The 16,932-nt window shown below is 48.5% G+C and carries 16 protein-coding genes, 8 tRNA genes and 1 rRNA gene; all 25 read right to left on the reverse strand.

The genetic code is table 11. The features are described 5' to 3' along the window. Positions 1-239: 239 nt before the first annotated feature. Entirely contained in the window at positions 240-1,187 is a 948-nt protein-coding gene (locus tag IEW26_RS25640) for a ribose-phosphate diphosphokinase (RefSeq protein ID WP_110898875.1), read from the reverse strand. A 90-nt stretch (positions 1,188-1,277) separates the two neighbouring features. Beyond that, complete coding sequence (hisJ, locus tag IEW26_RS25645) at positions 1,278-2,117, reverse strand: histidinol-phosphatase HisJ (protein WP_188594436.1); 840 nt, start codon at positions 2,115-2,117, stop codon at positions 1,278-1,280. Positions 2,118-2,131: 14 nt separating this feature from the next. Then, positions 2,132-2,875, reverse strand: a complete 744-nt coding sequence (gene hisIE, locus IEW26_RS25650; protein WP_188594437.1) for a bifunctional phosphoribosyl-AMP cyclohydrolase/phosphoribosyl-ATP diphosphatase HisIE — start codon at positions 2,873-2,875, stop codon at positions 2,132-2,134. Then, positions 2,868-3,629 (reverse strand): imidazole glycerol phosphate synthase subunit HisF, encoded by a 762-nt coding sequence (hisF, locus tag IEW26_RS25655; RefSeq protein WP_111270251.1) that lies wholly within the window; start codon positions 3,627-3,629, stop codon positions 2,868-2,870. The genes hisIE and hisF overlap by 8 nt, the downstream gene beginning before the upstream one ends. Positions 3,630-3,658: 29 nt before the next feature. Then, the gene (hisA, locus tag IEW26_RS25660) at positions 3,659-4,393 is read right to left on the reverse strand and encodes a 1-(5-phosphoribosyl)-5-[(5-phosphoribosylamino)methylideneamino]imidazole-4-carboxamide isomerase (RefSeq protein ID WP_111270252.1); all 735 of its coding nucleotides are present in this window, start codon (positions 4,391-4,393) and stop codon (positions 3,659-3,661) included. A 100-nt stretch (positions 4,394-4,493) separates the two neighbouring features. After that, positions 4,494-5,117 (reverse strand): imidazole glycerol phosphate synthase subunit HisH, encoded by a 624-nt coding sequence (gene hisH / locus IEW26_RS25665; protein WP_188594438.1) that lies wholly within the window; start codon positions 5,115-5,117, stop codon positions 4,494-4,496. A gap of 3 nt (positions 5,118-5,120) precedes the next feature. Further along, on the reverse strand, positions 5,121-5,762 hold the full coding sequence (hisB, locus tag IEW26_RS25670) for an imidazoleglycerol-phosphate dehydratase HisB (RefSeq protein ID WP_111270254.1): 642 nt from the start codon (positions 5,760-5,762) through the stop codon (positions 5,121-5,123). Then, positions 5,755-7,059: a histidinol dehydrogenase gene (gene hisD / locus IEW26_RS25675; protein ID WP_188594439.1), complete on the reverse strand. Its 1,305-nt coding sequence runs from the start codon at positions 7,057-7,059 to the stop codon at positions 5,755-5,757. Before hisD ends, hisB begins: the two co-directional genes overlap by 8 nt. 151 nt (positions 7,060-7,210) lie before the next feature. Continuing rightward, complete coding sequence (gene hisG / locus IEW26_RS25680; protein WP_110898816.1) at positions 7,211-7,870, reverse strand: ATP phosphoribosyltransferase; 660 nt, start codon at positions 7,868-7,870, stop codon at positions 7,211-7,213. Between the two features lies 1 nt (position 7,871). Further along, on the reverse strand, positions 7,872-9,062 hold the full coding sequence (locus tag IEW26_RS25685) for an ATP phosphoribosyltransferase regulatory subunit (protein WP_188594440.1): 1,191 nt from the start codon (positions 9,060-9,062) through the stop codon (positions 7,872-7,874). 540 nt (positions 9,063-9,602) lie between these two features. Further along, the gene (locus IEW26_RS25690; protein WP_229730039.1) at positions 9,603-10,166 is read right to left on the reverse strand and encodes an acyltransferase; all 564 of its coding nucleotides are present in this window, start codon (positions 10,164-10,166) and stop codon (positions 9,603-9,605) included. After that, positions 10,163-10,819 carry a pyrophosphatase PpaX gene (ppaX, locus tag IEW26_RS25695; protein WP_188594441.1) on the reverse strand — a complete coding sequence of 219 codons (657 nt, stop codon included), beginning with the start codon at positions 10,817-10,819 and terminating at the stop codon, positions 10,163-10,165. Before ppaX ends, IEW26_RS25690 begins: the two co-directional genes overlap by 4 nt. Positions 10,820-10,825: 6 nt before the next feature. Then, positions 10,826-11,872: a prolipoprotein diacylglyceryl transferase gene (lgt, locus tag IEW26_RS25700; RefSeq protein ID WP_188594442.1), complete on the reverse strand. Its 1,047-nt coding sequence runs from the start codon at positions 11,870-11,872 to the stop codon at positions 10,826-10,828. Between the two features lie 169 nt (positions 11,873-12,041). Further along, the gene (hprK, locus tag IEW26_RS25705; protein ID WP_110898811.1) at positions 12,042-12,980 is read right to left on the reverse strand and encodes an HPr(Ser) kinase/phosphatase; all 939 of its coding nucleotides are present in this window, start codon (positions 12,978-12,980) and stop codon (positions 12,042-12,044) included. 345 nt (positions 12,981-13,325) lie between these two features. Beyond that, positions 13,326-14,450, reverse strand: a complete 1,125-nt coding sequence (locus IEW26_RS25710) for an ABC transporter ATP-binding protein (RefSeq protein ID WP_110898810.1) — start codon at positions 14,448-14,450, stop codon at positions 13,326-13,328. Positions 14,451-14,553: 103 nt separating this feature from the next. Next, positions 14,554-15,744: a PucR family transcriptional regulator gene (locus tag IEW26_RS25715; RefSeq protein WP_188594443.1), complete on the reverse strand. Its 1,191-nt coding sequence runs from the start codon at positions 15,742-15,744 to the stop codon at positions 14,554-14,556. Between the two features lie 156 nt (positions 15,745-15,900). Continuing rightward, positions 15,901-15,973, reverse strand: a tRNA-Lys gene (locus IEW26_RS25720). A 6-nt stretch (positions 15,974-15,979) separates the two neighbouring features. Then, positions 15,980-16,065, reverse strand: a tRNA-Tyr gene (locus IEW26_RS25725). Between the two features lie 11 nt (positions 16,066-16,076). After that, a tRNA-Phe gene (locus IEW26_RS25730) sits at positions 16,077-16,149 on the reverse strand. 136 nt (positions 16,150-16,285) lie between these two features. Continuing rightward, a tRNA-Asp gene (locus IEW26_RS25735) sits at positions 16,286-16,363 on the reverse strand. Between the two features lie 9 nt (positions 16,364-16,372). Continuing rightward, positions 16,373-16,448: transfer RNA gene (locus tag IEW26_RS25740), tRNA-Thr, on the reverse strand. A gap of 5 nt (positions 16,449-16,453) precedes the next feature. Next, positions 16,454-16,529: transfer RNA gene (locus tag IEW26_RS25745), tRNA-Val, on the reverse strand. A gap of 12 nt (positions 16,530-16,541) precedes the next feature. Beyond that, positions 16,542-16,615: transfer RNA gene (locus IEW26_RS25750), tRNA-Met, on the reverse strand. 42 nt (positions 16,616-16,657) lie between these two features. Continuing rightward, positions 16,658-16,749, reverse strand: a tRNA-Ser gene (locus IEW26_RS25755). 80 nt (positions 16,750-16,829) lie between these two features. Further along, positions 16,830-16,932 (reverse strand): 23S ribosomal RNA (locus IEW26_RS25760); the annotation flags it as partial.

The following is a 16,932-nucleotide window of genomic DNA, read 5'->3' on the forward strand; positions in this document are numbered from 1 at the left end:
CAACATCCATTAGCCGTGGTTCTACTGTTTATTTTCCGTATCCAATCCATTATGGATGCATCTATATAAAAACGCTATCATTTCTTAATTTTATGTTTATTATATCACAAGCTATCAAACAACATGGCACGGAATTGGATGCATGGGGCCAAAACAAAAATACCGTGCTGAGCTAAAAGCACTCAGACACGGAACGTGAACTGGATCGGGCTATGAATCACCCGGATATAGCAAGAAATCTAAATACCTGAATCTTTAAAGAGCGTAGCCATAGATCCACCATCAACAATAATACGTATGGCTCGTGACAGCATCGGTGCAACAGGTAATACTTTAAAGCAATCCGGATGATCCTCCGGCAACGCAATAGAGTCTGTTACCACAACCTCGGTAATGGATGGATGATTTAATTTGCTTACCGCTCCATCCGAGAACAAGCCGTGAGTTGCGCATACATATGCGTTCTCTGCACCCCGTTCTTTCAGACCTTCGACCACATTCACAATGGTTGTTCCTGTATCGATCAGATCCTCGATAATGATTGGCGTTCGCCCTTCAACGTCTCCAATAACATGCGTAATGATCGATTCGTTATGACTTGGACGTTTCTTGATCATGATCGCAAAAGGAGAGTCGAGACGATTTGCCAGCTTCTCCGCCATTGACGCCCGTCCAGCATCAGGAGAAACCACAACCGGGTTTTTGATCTCTTTACTAAGCAGGTATTCACTAATCAAGTCCAGTGAGGTCATATGATCGACTGGAATGTTGAAGAAACCCTGAATAGCAGCCGCATGCAGGTCAATCGTAACTACACGGCTTGCTCCAGCTGTCGTTAATACATCTGCAACCATCTTGGCAGAGATGGGCTCGCGCGGAGCCGACTTCCGCTCTTGACGAGCATAACCGTAATACGGAACGATAATGTTCACCGTACGAGCCGAAGCCCGTTTTGCCGCATCAATCATAACGAGCAGTTCGACAAACAACTCATTAATGGGATGAGACAAAGACTGTATCAAAAACACATCACAATTGCGGATTGTTTCTTCGTAATGAACGTATATTTCTCCGCTCTTGAACCGGGACAGCTTGATATTGCCCAGTTGCACGCCCAGCTTGTCACATACCTGCTCTGCAAGCTTGGGATTAGATGAACCGGAAAAAATACGTAACGAATGCTGCATAATGCCCTCCCGCGGGTTATACCCGATCATAATTCCTTGTATAGTTAAGCTGGAAAATCCAACCCGTATAAAAGGTTCATTTTCCCCTTATTATACCCCACTGCTGTCTACATTTAAAGGAATGAACGAACGCTGACGGCCTTCAAACACAGCCACTTGCGTACAGCCGAGTTCATGTAAAAGGGCCTCTGCTTCAGGCAAATGATCTCCCAGCTTCATTGGATCATGCGCATCCGAGCCCATAGTAAGTGGAACGCCCAGGCGAATCGCTTCTATGAGCATTCTTCGGCTTGGAAACATCTCCGCACACGGCTTGGACAAACCGGATGCATTCAGCTCCATCGCGCAGCCGCTTTGGGCAATAGCTTTCAGAGCCGCATCCTCCAGTGCAACACGTTCATCGGTCTGTTCAGGTGAAGGCGTATATCCGAATCGTTTGATCACATCAGAGTGTCCCATGATATCATACATGCCAGAAGCAGCGGCTTTGCTCACAGCCTCATAATACTGACGGTAAACTTCAAGCACATCCTTGCCTTCCCAATGGTGAGTCTGGCGAAAATCGGTAATATCCCATTCACCCAGAAAATGTACAGAGCCAATGACATAGTCCCATGGATAACGTTCTATAATGGAGCGAATCTGAGCCTCCCAGCCCTCGATATAATCACCTTCGAGTCCAACACGAACATCAATTTGACCGCGGTACTTCTCCTTCAGAAAGAAACACTCCTCCACATATCGCGGGAGCTCTTCCATAGGCATAGCCATCTCGGGATAATATTGCGCTGGGTCCACATGCAGCAGCGGCATATGATCGGACAGCCCAATTTGGGAAAGCCCGATTTCAATCCCCCGCTGCACGTATTCTTCCAGCTTGCCAACCGCATGTCCGCAACGTTCATGGTGGGTGTGGTAGTCTATGCGCATGTAGCGTTCGCCTCCTAATCGCGGCGCGGCCGTTCATGACGGCGGCTCAGCTCGGACATGATATCATCCAGCGGCAGCTTGCGCTCCTGCAGCAGCACGAGCAGATGGTACATCAAGTCACTCACTTCGAGACGAAGCTCGTCGTTGTCTTTATTCTTAGCAGCGATGATGGTTTCGGAAGCTTCCTCACCAATCTTTTTCAGGATTTTATCAACGCCTTTATCGAACAGATACGTGGTATACGCACCTTCCGGACGCTCGCGTTCACGCTCAGCAATGACGGATTCCAGTTCAGCCAGTACCTCAAAGCGTCTCTGAGCACTAGATGAAGATGAAGAGGCCGTACTGGAGTCTGCCGACTCTTCTGTGCCAGCTTGCCCGGCTTCGTTTGCCGGCATTCCGATAATTTCGTTATGGAAACAGGTCACTGCGCCTGTATGACAGGCTGGCCCTTTTGGCTTCACTTCAACCAGCAAAGTGTCACCGTCACAGTCATATTTTAATGATACTATTTTCTGCACATTTCCAGAGGTTGCCCCTTTATTCCATAGCTCCTGACGTGAGCGTGACCAGAACCAGGTTTCCCCCGATTCCAGGGACAGCTTCAGAGATTCACGATTCATATACGCCATCATCAGTACTTCACGGGTGTCCACATCCTGCACAATGGCAGGGACGAGCCCTTCATCCCAGCGGATGTGCTCCACAACCTGCTCCAGGGAGAGCTGCTCCTTGATCTCATTACTTACCTTAGTCACGGATTTCCACCCCTTGTTCTCTTAATTGTTGTTTTAACGCCGGAACGGCAATTTCTTTATAGTGGAAAATCGTTGCTGCCAGACCTGCATCCGCCTTGCCTGCTGTGAACACGTCATAGAAATGAGATTCCTTGCCTGCACCGCCTGATGCAATGACCGGTATACTCACCGATTCCGATACAGCCGCTGTCAGTTTCAGATCAAAGCCGTCTTTGGTTCCGTCAGCATCCATACTGGTGAGCAATATTTCTCCCGCACCCAGCTCCTCAGCCTGTTTGACCCAATCCAGTGCCTTGATTCCCGATGGCTTACGCCCGCCGTGGGTATAAACCTCCCACTCACCCCAAGCTTCGTTATACTTGGCATCGATGGCAACGACAATACACTGCGAGCCAAAGCGGCGTGCCCCATCCGCAATGATCTGAGGATTAAGAACAGCCGCTGTGTTCACTGCAATCTTATCTGCACCCGCACGCAAAATGCGTTTCATGTCCTCCACCTTGGATATGCCGCCGCCTACCGTAAATGGAATGGCAATCTCGCCAGCTGTCTGCCGCACAACTTCCTCCATCGTTTCACGGCCTTCTACTGATGCAGAGATATCGAGAAATACAAGCTCGTCCGCACCCTCGCGGTCATACAGTGCCGCCAGCTCTACCGGATCACCCGCATCGCGGAGATTGACGAAGTTCACGCCTTTAACAACCCGGCCGTCCTTCACGTCCAGACAGGGAATGATTCTTTTTGCCAGCATACTGCCTCTTCCTCTCTACCCGATTATACTTACTTGTTCACCAGACGCACAGCTTCAGCCAGATCAATACTGCCGGTATATAACGCTTTACCCACAATGGCTCCGCCAACACCGTCATCTGTATGACGGCTCAATCGAAGCAGATCATCCATCACACTGACACCGCCAGAAGCAATAACCGTTCGTCCGCTCGCTTTGGCAAGAGACACAATTGCTTCAACATTAGGCCCCTGCATCATACCATCACGGGAAATATCCGTGAAGATGAACGTTTCCGCTCCATAAGCAGCCAGCTCTTTCGCCAGTACCTCAGCCTGAACCTCGGAAGTTTCAAGCCATCCGCGAGTCGCCACATATCCGTTGCGAGCATCTATACCAATAGCTACTTTATCACCGTAACGTCCCAATACCTCTTCCGTAAAAGCACGGTCCTCAATCGCAGCCGTTCCGATAATCAATCGGCTTACACCAAGCTCCAGCAAACGCTCAACATCTGCAACTGTACGAAGCCCGCCGCCTACCTGAACAGGCACATTCACTGCCGAAGCAATGCGTCCAATCAGCTCGTCGTTAACGGGACGTCCTGCTTTAGCACCATCCAGGTCTACGAGATGAACGTATGTACCGCCTTGCTTTTCCCAATCCAGCGCAACCTGAACCGGATCATCGTTATATACCGTTTCCTGATTATAATCTCCCTGTATCAGTCTTACACATTTGCCGTCCCGGATGTCAATTGCCGGGTATAAAATAAAAGATGACATACAAGGCCTCCTGAGTATGGATTTGAGTTTTATAAGTCAGTTCAAGTCTCATTCAAGTTTTATTCCAAGGTTGACTTGAAACAGATTCGATCAATCTTCTTCAAAGGATCGGTGAACTGGTCAACGACAGGAAATTGCCAAGCAGCTTCATGCCAAGCTCGCCGCTCTTCTCGGGGTGGAACTGCATACCGAAGTTTGATCCTCTGCCCACAATGGCTGTAACCGGATGGCCGTAATCCGTAACCGCCAGCAAATCCCCTTTGTTGTCAGTTAATGCATGATATGAGTGCACAAAATAGACGTGACCTGCATCCAGGCCAACAAACAACGGATTTTCAGGGTGAAGGAATTCCAGTCGATTCCATCCCATATGTGGAACCTTCAGCTCGCCTGGTGCGAAACGCACCACTTTACCAGGCAGAATATCCAGTCCCTCATGCTGACCGTGCTCTTCACTTGAGCTGAAAAGCAGCTGCATCCCCAGACAGATGCCAAGGAGCGGTTTAGAGCTAGCCGCCGCTTCCTTGACTACAGCATCCAGACCCGTCTCCCGCAGATGCACCATCGCATCACCGAAGGCGCCAACACCGGGCAGAATTACACCATCTGCACCCAGAATAGCCTCACGCTCACCTGTGACCAGCGCTTCGTAGCCAAGACGTTCGACCGCTTTGCCGACGCTGTGCAGGTTCCCCATACCGTAATCGACAATTGCAATCGCCATCGTCTACAGCACTCCCTTCGTGGAAGGCACACCTGTTACCCGTGGATCAATCATCGTTGCTTCATCCAGCGCACGTCCAAGGGCTTTGAAGACCGCTTCAATCATGTGATGTGTGTTCTGACCATAGTGCACGATAACATGAAGAGTAATCCGTGCTTCAAGCGCCAGCTTCCACAGAAATTCATGCACTAGCTCTGTAGAAAAGCTGCCTACCTGTTGTGACGGATACTCAGCGCGATATTCAAAGTGCGGACGATTGCTCACATCGATAATCACTTGAGCCAGCGCTTCATCCATCGGAACAAACACACTGGCATAACGTTTAATCCCTCGTTTATCTCCCAGTGCCTGGTAAAGCGTCTGTCCCAGACAGATTCCGATATCTTCAACCGTGTGATGATCATCGATCTCAATATCTCCGCGTGCCTGCACGTTCAGGTCGAACTGGCCGTGCTTCGTGAACAGGTCCAGCATGTGGTTGAGGAACGGTACATCCGTCTCAATATTGGATTGTCCTGTCCCATCTACATTGAACGACAACTGGATATTGGTCTCATTGGTTTTGCGATCTACCTCTGCCTGGCGTACTGCCCCTTTACTTTGAACCTCTACACCATTGTCTGTGCTTTTGTTCTGGTTATCCATTGTCCGATTCCGCCTTTCCTTCCTGTTCTAACCGTACAGCGATCGCACGGGCATGCCCCTCAAGTCCCTCGTGACGAGCCAATTCAATAATTGCTGCCCCATTCTGCAGCAGTGCTTCTTTACTATAATAGATCAAGCTTGATTTCTTGATAAAATCATCCACGTCTACGGGTGAACTGAACCGAGCCGTTCCATTTGTCGGAATAATATGATTGGGCCCGGCAAAATAATCGCCTACCGGCTCCGAGCTGTATGGGCCGAGGAAAATCGCTCCTGCATTCTCGATTCGGCCAGCATAAGCCATTGGCTCCTGCACCATAATCTCCAGATGCTCCGGCGCGAGCCGGTTCACGACATCGATTCCTTCATCGATGGAATCGACTACAATAATGGCGCCATACTGCTCTACCGAAGCAGCGGCGATATCACGTCGCGGCAGCACATCCAGCTGCCGCTTCACCTCGGCCTGCACGGCTTCCGCCAGCACGGCCGAGTTGGTGACGAGAATGGCCGATGCCATCTCGTCATGCTCCGCCTGCGACAACAGGTCCGCGGCGACATACCCCGGATTCGCCGTGTCATCGGCGAGCACCACAATTTCACTCGGGCCGGCGATACTATCGATATCGACTGCCCCGTACACCTCGCGCTTCGCGAGCGCCACGTAGATACTGCCCGGGCCACAGATCTTGTCGACCGGGGCAATGCTCTCCGTGCCGTAAGCGAGTGCGGCGATCGCCTGTGCGCCGCCAACCCGGTACATCTCGCTCACGCCCGCTTCCGCGGCAGCCACGAGAATGTACGGGTTAATGCCCTCACCGCCGTTCGTCGCCGGCGGTGTGACAAGCACAATCTCCGGCACGCCCGCAACCTGTGCTGGAATCACATTCATCAGCACCGATGATGGATACGCTGCTTTCCCCCCGGGGACGTACACGCCGACACGCTTCAGCGGCCTAATAATCTGGCCGAGCAGACTGCCATCCGGCTGCCAGTCCATCCACGAATTGCGTTTCTGCTTCTCATGAAACGCACGGATGTTGACGGCGGCTTGACGAATCGCCGTCACAAACGATGGCTCCACGGCTGCATACGCCGCCTGGAGCTCCTCCTGCGGCACGCGCAGCTGCGCAGCCGTCAGCGTCGTGCGGTCCAGCTGCTCCGTGTAACGCAGCAGAGCCGCATCACCTTCCCGGCGAATATCTGAGACAATTCGCCGTACCGTTTCATTTTGCTCCGGTGTACCGTACTCCACCTCACGCTTCAGATCAAAATCCCGTGCTGATACAATCTTCATCCGTACACCCTCCCTTTCGGTTATACTCCCTGTTACGCTGTATATATCTATTGCCACTCAGCTGGCTTGCTGATCAACTGCATCATGACTGCCTGCTGATCCATTCACACTATATAAGCTGTATTTTTATTTACCTATTCACTATCCTTTGCTATCTACGCTGGCTGCCAGCCGAGACCTCATTACCGCTTGGAATGACGAGTTGGAGGGCATCACATAAAGCCTGAATGCGGGCATTTTTCATCCGGTAGCTCACTCGATTCGCAATCAAGCGGCTCGTAATGTCCAGAATCTGTGTCATCTCCACAAGGCCGTTCTCACGCAGCGTCTGCCCGGTCTCCACCAGATCGACGATCCGGTCAGCTAATCCAATCAGAGGTGCAAGCTCGATGGAGCCATTCAGCTTGATAACCTCAACCTGTTGTCCCTGCTCACGGAAATACTGAGAAGCAATGCGAGGATACTTGGTTGCCACCCGCTGCTGAATGCCTGCCTTCCAGTCCGGCAGCCCAATCACCGACATACGACACTGGGCAATACCCAGATTCAGCAGCTCATACACATCGCGATCTTCCTCAAGCAGCACATCCTTCCCGACAATGCCGATATCGGCAACGCCGTACTCTACATACGTTGGAACATCGACAGGTTTAGCCATAATGAACTCCATTCCGGCTTCAGGCACTTCAATAACCAGCTTGCGTGTATCATCCACATCTTCAGGAATATCCAGTCCTGCCTCACGGAACAGCTTGGAGGCCTTTTTATAGATACGGCCTTTGGGCATTGCCACCTTTAGAATATCCGACATCTCAAAGTCCTCCTTTGGGTGATCCATAGATAATGACCTGTTCATCCGGGTCTGCGCTAGCTCCACTTGCTTTTACTTCTCCTTGATCCGTAAGAAGAGTCGTGATTACATTCTGCCCGATACTCCGCAATCTTGCTGCTTCAGCCAGTGCTTCAGCCCGATGCTCCGGGCTGTATTCGATACGTACCGACTTCTTCTCTTCAATCGTGATGCCATGAACACCATCAATGATCCGGTTTGTTTTTAACGCAAAACCTGTCGCCGGAAGCGCACGTCCAAACTGCTGCAGCAGATTGTCATACCGTCCGCCGCTGCATACCGGTGATCCCAGCTCTGCCGCATACCCTTCAAACGTCATGCCTGTATAATAGGAGAAATCCCCAATCATCGTCAGGTCAATCAGCACATGCTCCGAGACACCGTAAGCCTCCAGCACCTCAAACACCGCGCATAGATGTGCAATAGACTTCGCCGCTTCAGGACTTGAACTGAGCTCGCCTGCATGAGTACAGATTTCCTTCCCGCCCCGCAGACGCAAAATGGCTTCAAGCCGCTGTTTCTGCCCAGGCTCCAGATGTAAAGCTTCAATAGATTGGCGGTAGCCCACATAATCTCGTCCCAGAAGCCCTTCCTTCAGCTGCTCCTGCTCTGCCGTCTGGCCAGGAATAACCTCTTCCAGCAATCCGTTCAGAAAGCCCATATGACCCATCGCGATTTTAAAAGAAGATACCCCCGCAGCCTGCAACGAGGCAATGGCCAGTGCAACCACTTCAGCATCAGCTTCAGGAGAGTCATCTCCTACGAGCTCCACACCTGTCTGAAAGAACTCTGCTTCACGCCCGGCTTCCTCTTCAATCGATCGAAATACGTTCGCATGATAGGACAGACGCAGCGGCAGTTTCTCATCTTTAAGCATGGATGACACTACACGTGCGATTGGAGCTGTCAGATCAGAGCGCAATACCAGCGTTGTTCCCCGACTGTTCAATAATTTAAACAATTTGCGATCCGATGTTGAGCTGGCTACCCCCACCGTATCGTAGTATTCAATCGTTGGTGTGATGATCTGGCGGTAACCCCAGCGCTCCATGCATTCCAGTACATTACGTTCAATCATTCGCAGCTTGGATACGACATGTGGTGTGTAATCACGAAAGCCGGTCGGTTTTTCAAAGCCTTTTGGTTTGGACATTGGTACTATTCACCCCGAGTTATGAATTTGAATGCTTGTCATTTGCATCATCTATATCATGATATCGCTCTATTTCAACAGGATTTATGTATGACAAATCCCCATTCTAAGTTGTAACCCGAATTCAGTGTAAAGCCGCATTACGCAATGAGAAAGACATTTTTTTCAATTGCATATGTTGATCCTATTGTTCGTAAATACATTTCACTAACAGATCACGAATGCACTTCTATAACATATACTTTCGTATGGTAAAGTGCTAACAAACTAAAGGATATGGGATATGATAACATGAATACGGCTGGAACGTCAACCAACTGGCGGGCTAACCACATTTGTTCCTTTCCGTTCCTTCACTTTCCTTTATTTACTTTACTCCTATGACTTATCATGCCTCATACAGCTTATATCCCCGCACCTATACGTTCGCTGACGCTGTTAGACTTCAAATTTTGTATACGAAAAAAGCTGCCTTCAGCAGCTCTTCCTGGATGCATCCTTGCATGCATCCCTTTACCTCTAATTTTTACAAATTTTAGCCTAGTGCAGCTTTCCCCGTGAAACCTCATCCGTTTTAAAAATCATTTCCTCTTTCGCCGTCTCCTCTTCCTCTAACGATGAGGCAGAACGCTTCAGCTCACGCAGCGGATTGCCTCCAACAAATGCCCCCGGAGCCACATCCTTATGAACCACTGCACCAGCAGCAACCACTGCTCCATCACCAATCGTTACCCCTGGGAGGATCGTGGTGTTTGCACCAATGAGCACATTATTTCCGATAATGACCTCACCCAGCCTGTACTCTTTAATGAGGTATTCGTGTGCAAGAATCGTTGTGTTGTATCCAATCACGGAGTTTTCACCGATCTTTATCTTTTCCGGAAAAAAAACATCCACCATAACCATCAGGCCAAAAGCCGTATGCTTCCCAACCTTCATGCCCAGCACCCGATTATAGATCCAGTTCTTCAGAGGAAGAATCGGGCAATACCGTGACAGCTGAATCCAGATAAAGTTATAAACGCCTTTCCATGGGCTCACTGTCTTGTAGATATGCCAAAGCGCATTCTCGGTTTCTACGGGATAGCGGGTTACTTTTCTCATGAACGTCCAGTTCCTGTAAGAATTTTGTCCAGCAAGTCCCTCATATCATGCAAAATATAATCCGGCTTGTATCCGCTCAGAACCTCTTCTCCTTTAAGAGACCATGCCACACCGGCAGAGAGAGCACTAGCGTTCTGCGCAGATTGTATATCCACCGGACTGTCGCCCACCATTAGCGTGCAAGCTGGATCTGACCCCAGCTCGGCCATCGCTTTTTGTACAGGCTCGGCATGAGGCTTCGGATGAGTAACATCCGTTACCGTTACAATAGACTTCATATATTTAAGCAGATCGAAACGTTCCAGCACCTTCAGAGTCGAAGGGCGAATTTTGGTTGTTACTACCCCCATCGTAATGCCTGCCTGATGCAGAGCCTCCACCACCTCAATGACATAGGGGAAGGGCTTGACCATTGCTTCATGATGAATATCATTGTAAGCCCGATAACCTTTGACATACTCCGATACCTCTTCATGACCTGAAAAGGTTCGCATTTGTTGCTCCAATGTGCCCCCCATATGCGGAATGATCTGTTCCCTTGTCCATGGTTCAGCATGGTCCCACCCTTGCATGACGTGCAGGAAGGAGTTGATAATCAGCTCATTGGTATCAATAATCGTTCCATCCAGATCAAACAGTACCGTGTCAATCACGTTGCATTACTCCTTTTTATCTTCAACTTGCTTAGGCTCATCTTGAGCCTGACCCGAAGTGGTTGATGATGCTGGTGTTACTTTTTGCTCTTTACCAGCTTCCGTTCCCGTGTGCTCGATATCATCATTAATTACTTTCGACGAAACGATCGGATCACTGTAATGTGCATCTGCTTTTCCCGTCACTCTTCTCACCACAATAAACACAACTGCGGCAACAATAATGGCAATGGCAAGCAGCTGAGAGATCCTTACGTTACCGTATGCCGGGTCCAGATATCCCTGCTCGAATCCCAACGCGGTCATCGGAGACCACAGACCATTCACTAATGAAGCGACCCATTCTGGAGCCTGGAATGCCAGACTGTCCGTACGCAGAGCTTCAATGAAGAAACGTCCGATAGAATACCAGATAAAATAAGACATAAACAGTTCACCAGAACGCATAAACTTCTGGCGACGAAGCACTAACAGAATAATCAGTCCGACAAAGCTCCATACCGATTCATATAGAAACGCCGGGTGATGGAATACACCCTCAACGTTCATTTGATTCACAATAAAGTCCGGCAGGTGCAGCTTGTCTCTTAAAAAGGATTCTTCAACAGGACCGCCGTACGCTTCCTGATTGACAAAATTGCCCCAACGTCCAATCATCTGTCCCACAATGAGACCGGGTGCACAGATATCCGCCATACGCCAGAAGTTGTATCCTTTGCGGCGGAAGAAGATAACTGCACAGATGATTGCACCGATCAATGCGCCATAGATCGCAATACCACCGTTCCATATTTTGAAGACATCCCACAGGTTGTCCTTATAATCTTCCCACTTAAAAGCAACGTAATAGATTCGGGCTCCGATAATGGCGGAAGGCACACCCAGCAGTACCATATCCATGAACACTTCTTGCGGGATATTAAATCGCTTGCCCTCCCGAATAACGAGCAGCAGCCCCAGGAGCGCAGCCATACCCAGAATAAGGCCATACCAGTGAACCTTCAAAGCGCCAATGGAGAACGCTATCGGGTTCAACAGTAATAATGTATCCATTCATTCACACTCCTATCAATTCACATCTGTAAGCATGACCATGTGGAGCCTGCATGAACCTTCTCGTTCAAGGAGTACAGACGCCATGTGTCATGCTTCATTATTTCAATTATACTTGGCTTGATATTTTTCTATCCTGCATTACAACCGATCTTCGTCAGCAGCTTACTTAGTCCATATCTTCCATATCTTCCGAAATGGTCGCTGTCAGCTTGTTTGTGAACTGGAGTGCCGCATTAAGTCCCATCTGTTTCAAGCGATAGTTCATCGCAGCCACTTCGATGATTACAGCCAGGTTTCGTCCCGGCCGAACAGGAATGGTCACGAGAGGTACATCCGTATCAATGATACGTGTTGTCTCCTCATCCAATCCCAGACGATCATACTGTTTATCCTGCTGCCACGCTTCTAGACGTACCACCAGCGTAATCCGTTTGTTATTCCGTACAGCCCCTGCACCAAACAAGGTCATCACGTTGATGATACCGACACCGCGGATTTCGAGTAAATGACGGATCAGTTCAGGTGCAGTACCGTGCAATTGAAAGTCAGAGGTTTGACGGATTTCCACCGCATCATCGGCAATCAAACGGTGCCCACGCTTCACGAGCTCAAGCGCAGTTTCACTTTTACCGATACCGCTGCTGCCCGTAATCAGCATCCCTACACCATACACATCACACAATACACCATGAATTGTGGCCGTTGGCGCTAATTTGCCTTCCAAAAATCCGGTAATACGACTCGACAAGATTGTTGTAGCCATATTGCTGCGTAGCACAGCCAGGTTTTGCTCTTCGCTGATATCAATCAGTTCCTGCGGCACTTCCAGTCCACGGGTTACGACAATACATGGCGTCTCCTCTGTGCATAGACGCTGCATACGTTCACGACGCTCTTGCTCAGGCAGCATTGCAAAAAAGGCCAGTTCCGTCCTTCCCAACAGCTGTACCCGCTCTTTTGGATGATATTCGAAATAACCGGCCATTTCTAGACCAGGGCGGTTGAGATCATCTACCGTGATGAATCTTTTCAAGCCCTGGGAGCCAGAAACAACTTCCATCTGAAACTGCTGTACCAATTCGGATACTTTCACTTTTTTCGCCATTTGTCTCTTCCTTTCAGCATTCGCTGTGCCTCTTATGTACCTCAGTTCGTGTATCATTTCTTTCCATTATTAGCGCATTCACAACATGATCCAGCGTATCAATACCATGATCCAAAGCCAAGCATGTTTAGTCTCCTGCGATGATTTTTTGAGACTTTAACATGCAGCATTTTAAGGGCAGACCTTCAAATAATCTTAAATGAATTTTGCATTGAATGCAATCGCAGCAAATTGATACGATAATCTTTAAAAAAGCCCCTTCCAGCAAGAACGGAAGGGGCTCGGTTTATAATATATAATTACGTTACTTACAGATCTCATCGTTACCGAGGATCCTCAGTAGGATTAGTCTTGAAGAAGTACGTTCACTTCAGTCTCTTTGTCAAAGATATGAACTTTGTTCATGTCGATAGCCATTTTAACTGTGGAACCATCACGAGTGTTGGAGCGTCCGTCTACACGTGCGATTGTAGTGTCGTTACCTACACCGCTCAAGTAGAGAAGCATTTCGTGACCGAGGTTCTCTGTTACATCTACGTGAGTAGAGAATACAGAGTTCGGCGATGCTTCCAGGAATACTGGCTCTTCGTGAATGTCTTCTGGACGAACGCCCATAATCACTTCTTTGGCAGCATATCCTTTGGATTTCAACACTTGTGCTTTACCTTGCGGGATTTCAACGTCCACACCAGGAGCTACGAAGTGCAGGCTTGAACCTTGCTCAGCCAGTTTACCCGAGATAAAGTTCATTGTCGGGGAACCGATGAAACCTGCTACGAACAAGTTAGCCGGGTGGTTATACAGCTCTTCAGGAGAAGCAGCTTGTTGGATGATACCATCCTTCATAACTACGATCCGGTCTCCCATCGTCATTGCTTCGATCTGGTCATGCGTTACGTAGATTACAGTTGTTTCCAAACGTTTAGCCAGCTTTGTGATTTCCGCACGCATCTGACCACGCAGTTTCGCATCCAAGTTGGAAAGCGGCTCATCCATCAAGAAGACTTGTGGATCACGGACAATCGCACGTCCCAAAGCGACACGCTGACGTTGACCACCGGACAATGCTTTAGGTTTACGCTCAAGCAAGTGCTCGATGTCGAGGATTTTAGCTGCTTCACGTACACGTTTGTCGATCTCGTCTTTTTTAACCTTACGCAATTTCAAACCAAATGCCATGTTTTGGTATACGCTCATATGCGGATACAAAGCGTAGGATTGGAATACCATCGCGATATCACGGTCTTTAGGTGCAACATCATTCACGACACGGTCACCGATATAGAGTTTACCTTCAGAAATTTCCTCAAGGCCTGCGATCATACGCAGTGTTGTTGATTTACCACAACCGGACGGACCTACCAGTACCAGAAACTCTTTGTCTTTGATGTCCAGGTTAATGTCAACTACAGTTGCTTTATCAGAACCCGGGTATTTTTTGAAAATATGCTCTAAACGTACTCCTGCCATGATTGTTGCCTCCTCAGAGATCATTTTGTAATCGAATACAATTTGTAGTTTTATAATACCCTATCGCTTGGTTATTTGACTATTCGCAAACTGCACAAAAATATCAAACCTTTTTCGTCACTTTGTACATCAGAAGTAAAAGCTGCACAATAATTGCACTTTTGAAATTTCTAACATCATATCCTATCTCTTGTTTGATCTTGTCCAGACGGTATATCAGCGTATTGCGATGGATAAACAAACGCTTCGCCGTTTCGCTGACGTTGCAGTCCAAACTAAAGAAAATTTCCAAGGTGGCTAACGTTTCACTATCATCGAAGAGAAGCGTGCCCTTGCCAATTTCCTGAATAAAGCGAAGCCGCTGCTGTTCCGATATACTGGCGACAAGCTGCTCCAGCTGCAGTTCCCAAGGAAGGTGTATATGCTGTGTCACGTGAAATGACCGCCCTAGATGTATGCTCTCCTGAAGAAGGGAAGCCACCTGAACTAATGCATGCTTAGGAATACAAGGCAATGATGCGGACAAATGGAATACCCCTGCAAACTCACTCGCTACCAGTTCATATAATCCGGAACAAAATGCAAGAAGTGAGTCTTTGCGCGCTTCTGCAGTATCTTCATCCGCTTCCCCCGTAACCACTGTCTCGTCACTCATAAAGAGCCATTCCTGTGCGTCAAGAGGGATCAAAGTAACCTCTTCCCCGAAATAACTCTCCAATAGTTTATTTAAAACGTTAGAGTCAACGCGCTGAGAATCAGGGGTTTCACCCTGTAATACAAAAAGCACCTTCTCTTTCTGAAACTCATCAAATGTATTGAACGGAGTTGGCAGCGGTTCAGTATTGTCGGAACTGTAAACTTTAATCTGATTCTGGAGCCATCTCCCCAATATAACTAACTGTTGATCTGCATCATCGTTCTGCAGGGATAGTCCGCTATCTAAACTTGAATTGCTACGGAGAAGCAACTCAATCAAACGACGAGTCTCCAGTGTGATCGATACCGACGGGCATCCCCAGCACACTACTGTATTCTCCTCAGGATTGCTGCCCACTTTGAAAAAAATTCGCTCTCCTGCGTGTAAACTAATAATATCTGCTGACATGCACGAACCTGCCATAGGCTCATATTCTTCTTCATGAGCTTTGCTTTGAATAAAAAGCGGTTGGTTTACTTCCAAACTGCTCAAGTTCTCAATGGATTGATTCCATTCAAGCATTGTAATTTCATATTCATCTAATGTGGTGCCTATAACGGCCTCAATTTGCTGTTTTAAATCAAGTATGTGCTTCATGTCATGAACGCCACCACTCTGTTTATTTTATTCATTATTTTATCATATCTTGCTCTGCACTGCTCTTTGGCTCAGCGGCTCACATAATTATCGTTATTGTCCTATACAAAAAAGAGTGATCGATCAAATTAATGATCAATCACTCTCTATTTATGATGAGCCATGAAGGACTCGAACCTTCGACACCCTGATTAAAAGTCAGGTGCTCTACCAACTGAGCTAATGGCTCAAAAACTGGTGGAGGATGATGGATTCGAACCACCGAACCCGTACGGGAGCAGATTTACAGTCTGATGCGTTTGGCCACTTCGCTAATCCTCCAGGATTAAAGGTGGCTCGGGACGGAATCGAACCGCCGACACGAGGATTTTCAGTCCTCTGCTCTACCGACTGAGCTACCGAGCCATATTCATTTATTGTAGATTAATGGCGGAACCGACGGGATACTCTCACTTCGTTCGAGACTGCGAAGCAAATGCTCTCGAAGTGTATGCTCCGACGAACCCAAAAACGGATTCTCATCCCTGAAGCATATAATTAATGGCGGAACCGACGGGATTCGAACCCGCGATCTCCTGCGTGACAGGCAGGCATGTTAGGCCAACTACACCACGGTTCCAGGCATTAATGGTGCCGGCGAGAGGACTTGAACCCCCAACCTACTGATTACAAGTCAGTTGCTCTACCAGTTGAGCTACACCGGCGTATATGGTGGAGGCTGAGGGGATCGAACCCCCGACCCTCTGCTTGTAAGGCAGATGCTCTCCCAGCTGAGCTAAGCCTCCTGGGTAATATAATAGCGGCGGAGGGGATCGAACCCCCGACCTTACGGGTATGAACCGTACGCTCTAGCCAGCTGAGCTACGCCGCCATATCATAAATGTTTTGATTGCTTGTCCATCTTAGGTAAAGATGGCGGAGAGAGAGGGATTCGAACCCTCGCACCGATTACTCAGCCTAACCCCTTAGCAGAGGGTCCCCTTATAGCCACTTGGGTATCTCTCCAAAAGTCAATCATTACATCAACAAGGATTGCTCCTTGAAAACTAGATTCGAAACGAAACGCTCGCAAATTAGACTTGCTATTGGATAAGCCCTCGACCGATTAGTACTGGTCAGCTCCATGCATTGCTGCACTTCCACCCCCAGCCTATCTACCTCGTCGTCTTCAAGGGGTCTTACATACTG

Source organism: Paenibacillus silvae (assembly GCF_014639235.1).
Lineage (GTDB): Bacteria > Bacillota > Bacilli > Paenibacillales > Paenibacillaceae > Paenibacillus > Paenibacillus silvae.

Excerpts from the sequence above, each read along its gene's own strand:
- IEW26_RS25640 (WP_110898875.1), bottom strand. The coding sequence starts at position 1,187 with ATGCAGCATTCGTTACGTATTTTTTCCGGTTCATCTAATCCCAAGCTT.
- hisJ (WP_188594436.1), bottom strand. The coding sequence starts at position 2,117 with ATGCGCATAGACTACCACACCCACCATGAACGTTGCGGACATGCGGTT.
- hisF (WP_111270251.1), bottom strand. The coding sequence starts at position 3,629 with ATGCTGGCAAAAAGAATCATTCCCTGTCTGGACGTGAAGGACGGCCGG.
- hisA (WP_111270252.1), bottom strand. The coding sequence starts at position 4,393 with ATGTCATCTTTTATTTTATACCCGGCAATTGACATCCGGGACGGCAAA.
- hisH (WP_188594438.1), bottom strand. The coding sequence starts at position 5,117 with ATGGCGATTGCAATTGTCGATTACGGTATGGGGAACCTGCACAGCGTC.
- hisB (WP_111270254.1), bottom strand. The coding sequence starts at position 5,762 with ATGGATAACCAGAACAAAAGCACAGACAATGGTGTAGAGGTTCAAAGT.
- hisD (WP_188594439.1), bottom strand. The coding sequence starts at position 7,059 with ATGAAGATTGTATCAGCACGGGATTTTGATCTGAAGCGTGAGGTGGAG.
- hisG (WP_110898816.1), bottom strand. The coding sequence starts at position 7,870 with ATGTCGGATATTCTAAAGGTGGCAATGCCCAAAGGCCGTATCTATAAA.
- IEW26_RS25685 (WP_188594440.1), bottom strand. The coding sequence starts at position 9,062 with ATGTCCAAACCAAAAGGCTTTGAAAAACCGACCGGCTTTCGTGATTAC.
- IEW26_RS25690 (WP_229730039.1), bottom strand. The coding sequence starts at position 10,166 with ATGAGAAAAGTAACCCGCTATCCCGTAGAAACCGAGAATGCGCTTTGG.
- lgt (WP_188594442.1), bottom strand. The coding sequence starts at position 11,872 with ATGGATACATTATTACTGTTGAACCCGATAGCGTTCTCCATTGGCGCT.
- hprK (WP_110898811.1), bottom strand. The coding sequence starts at position 12,980 with ATGGCGAAAAAAGTGAAAGTATCCGAATTGGTACAGCAGTTTCAGATG.
- IEW26_RS25710 (WP_110898810.1), bottom strand. The coding sequence starts at position 14,450 with ATGGCAGGAGTACGTTTAGAGCATATTTTCAAAAAATACCCGGGTTCT.
- IEW26_RS25715 (WP_188594443.1), bottom strand. The coding sequence starts at position 15,744 with ATGAAGCACATACTTGATTTAAAACAGCAAATTGAGGCCGTTATAGGC.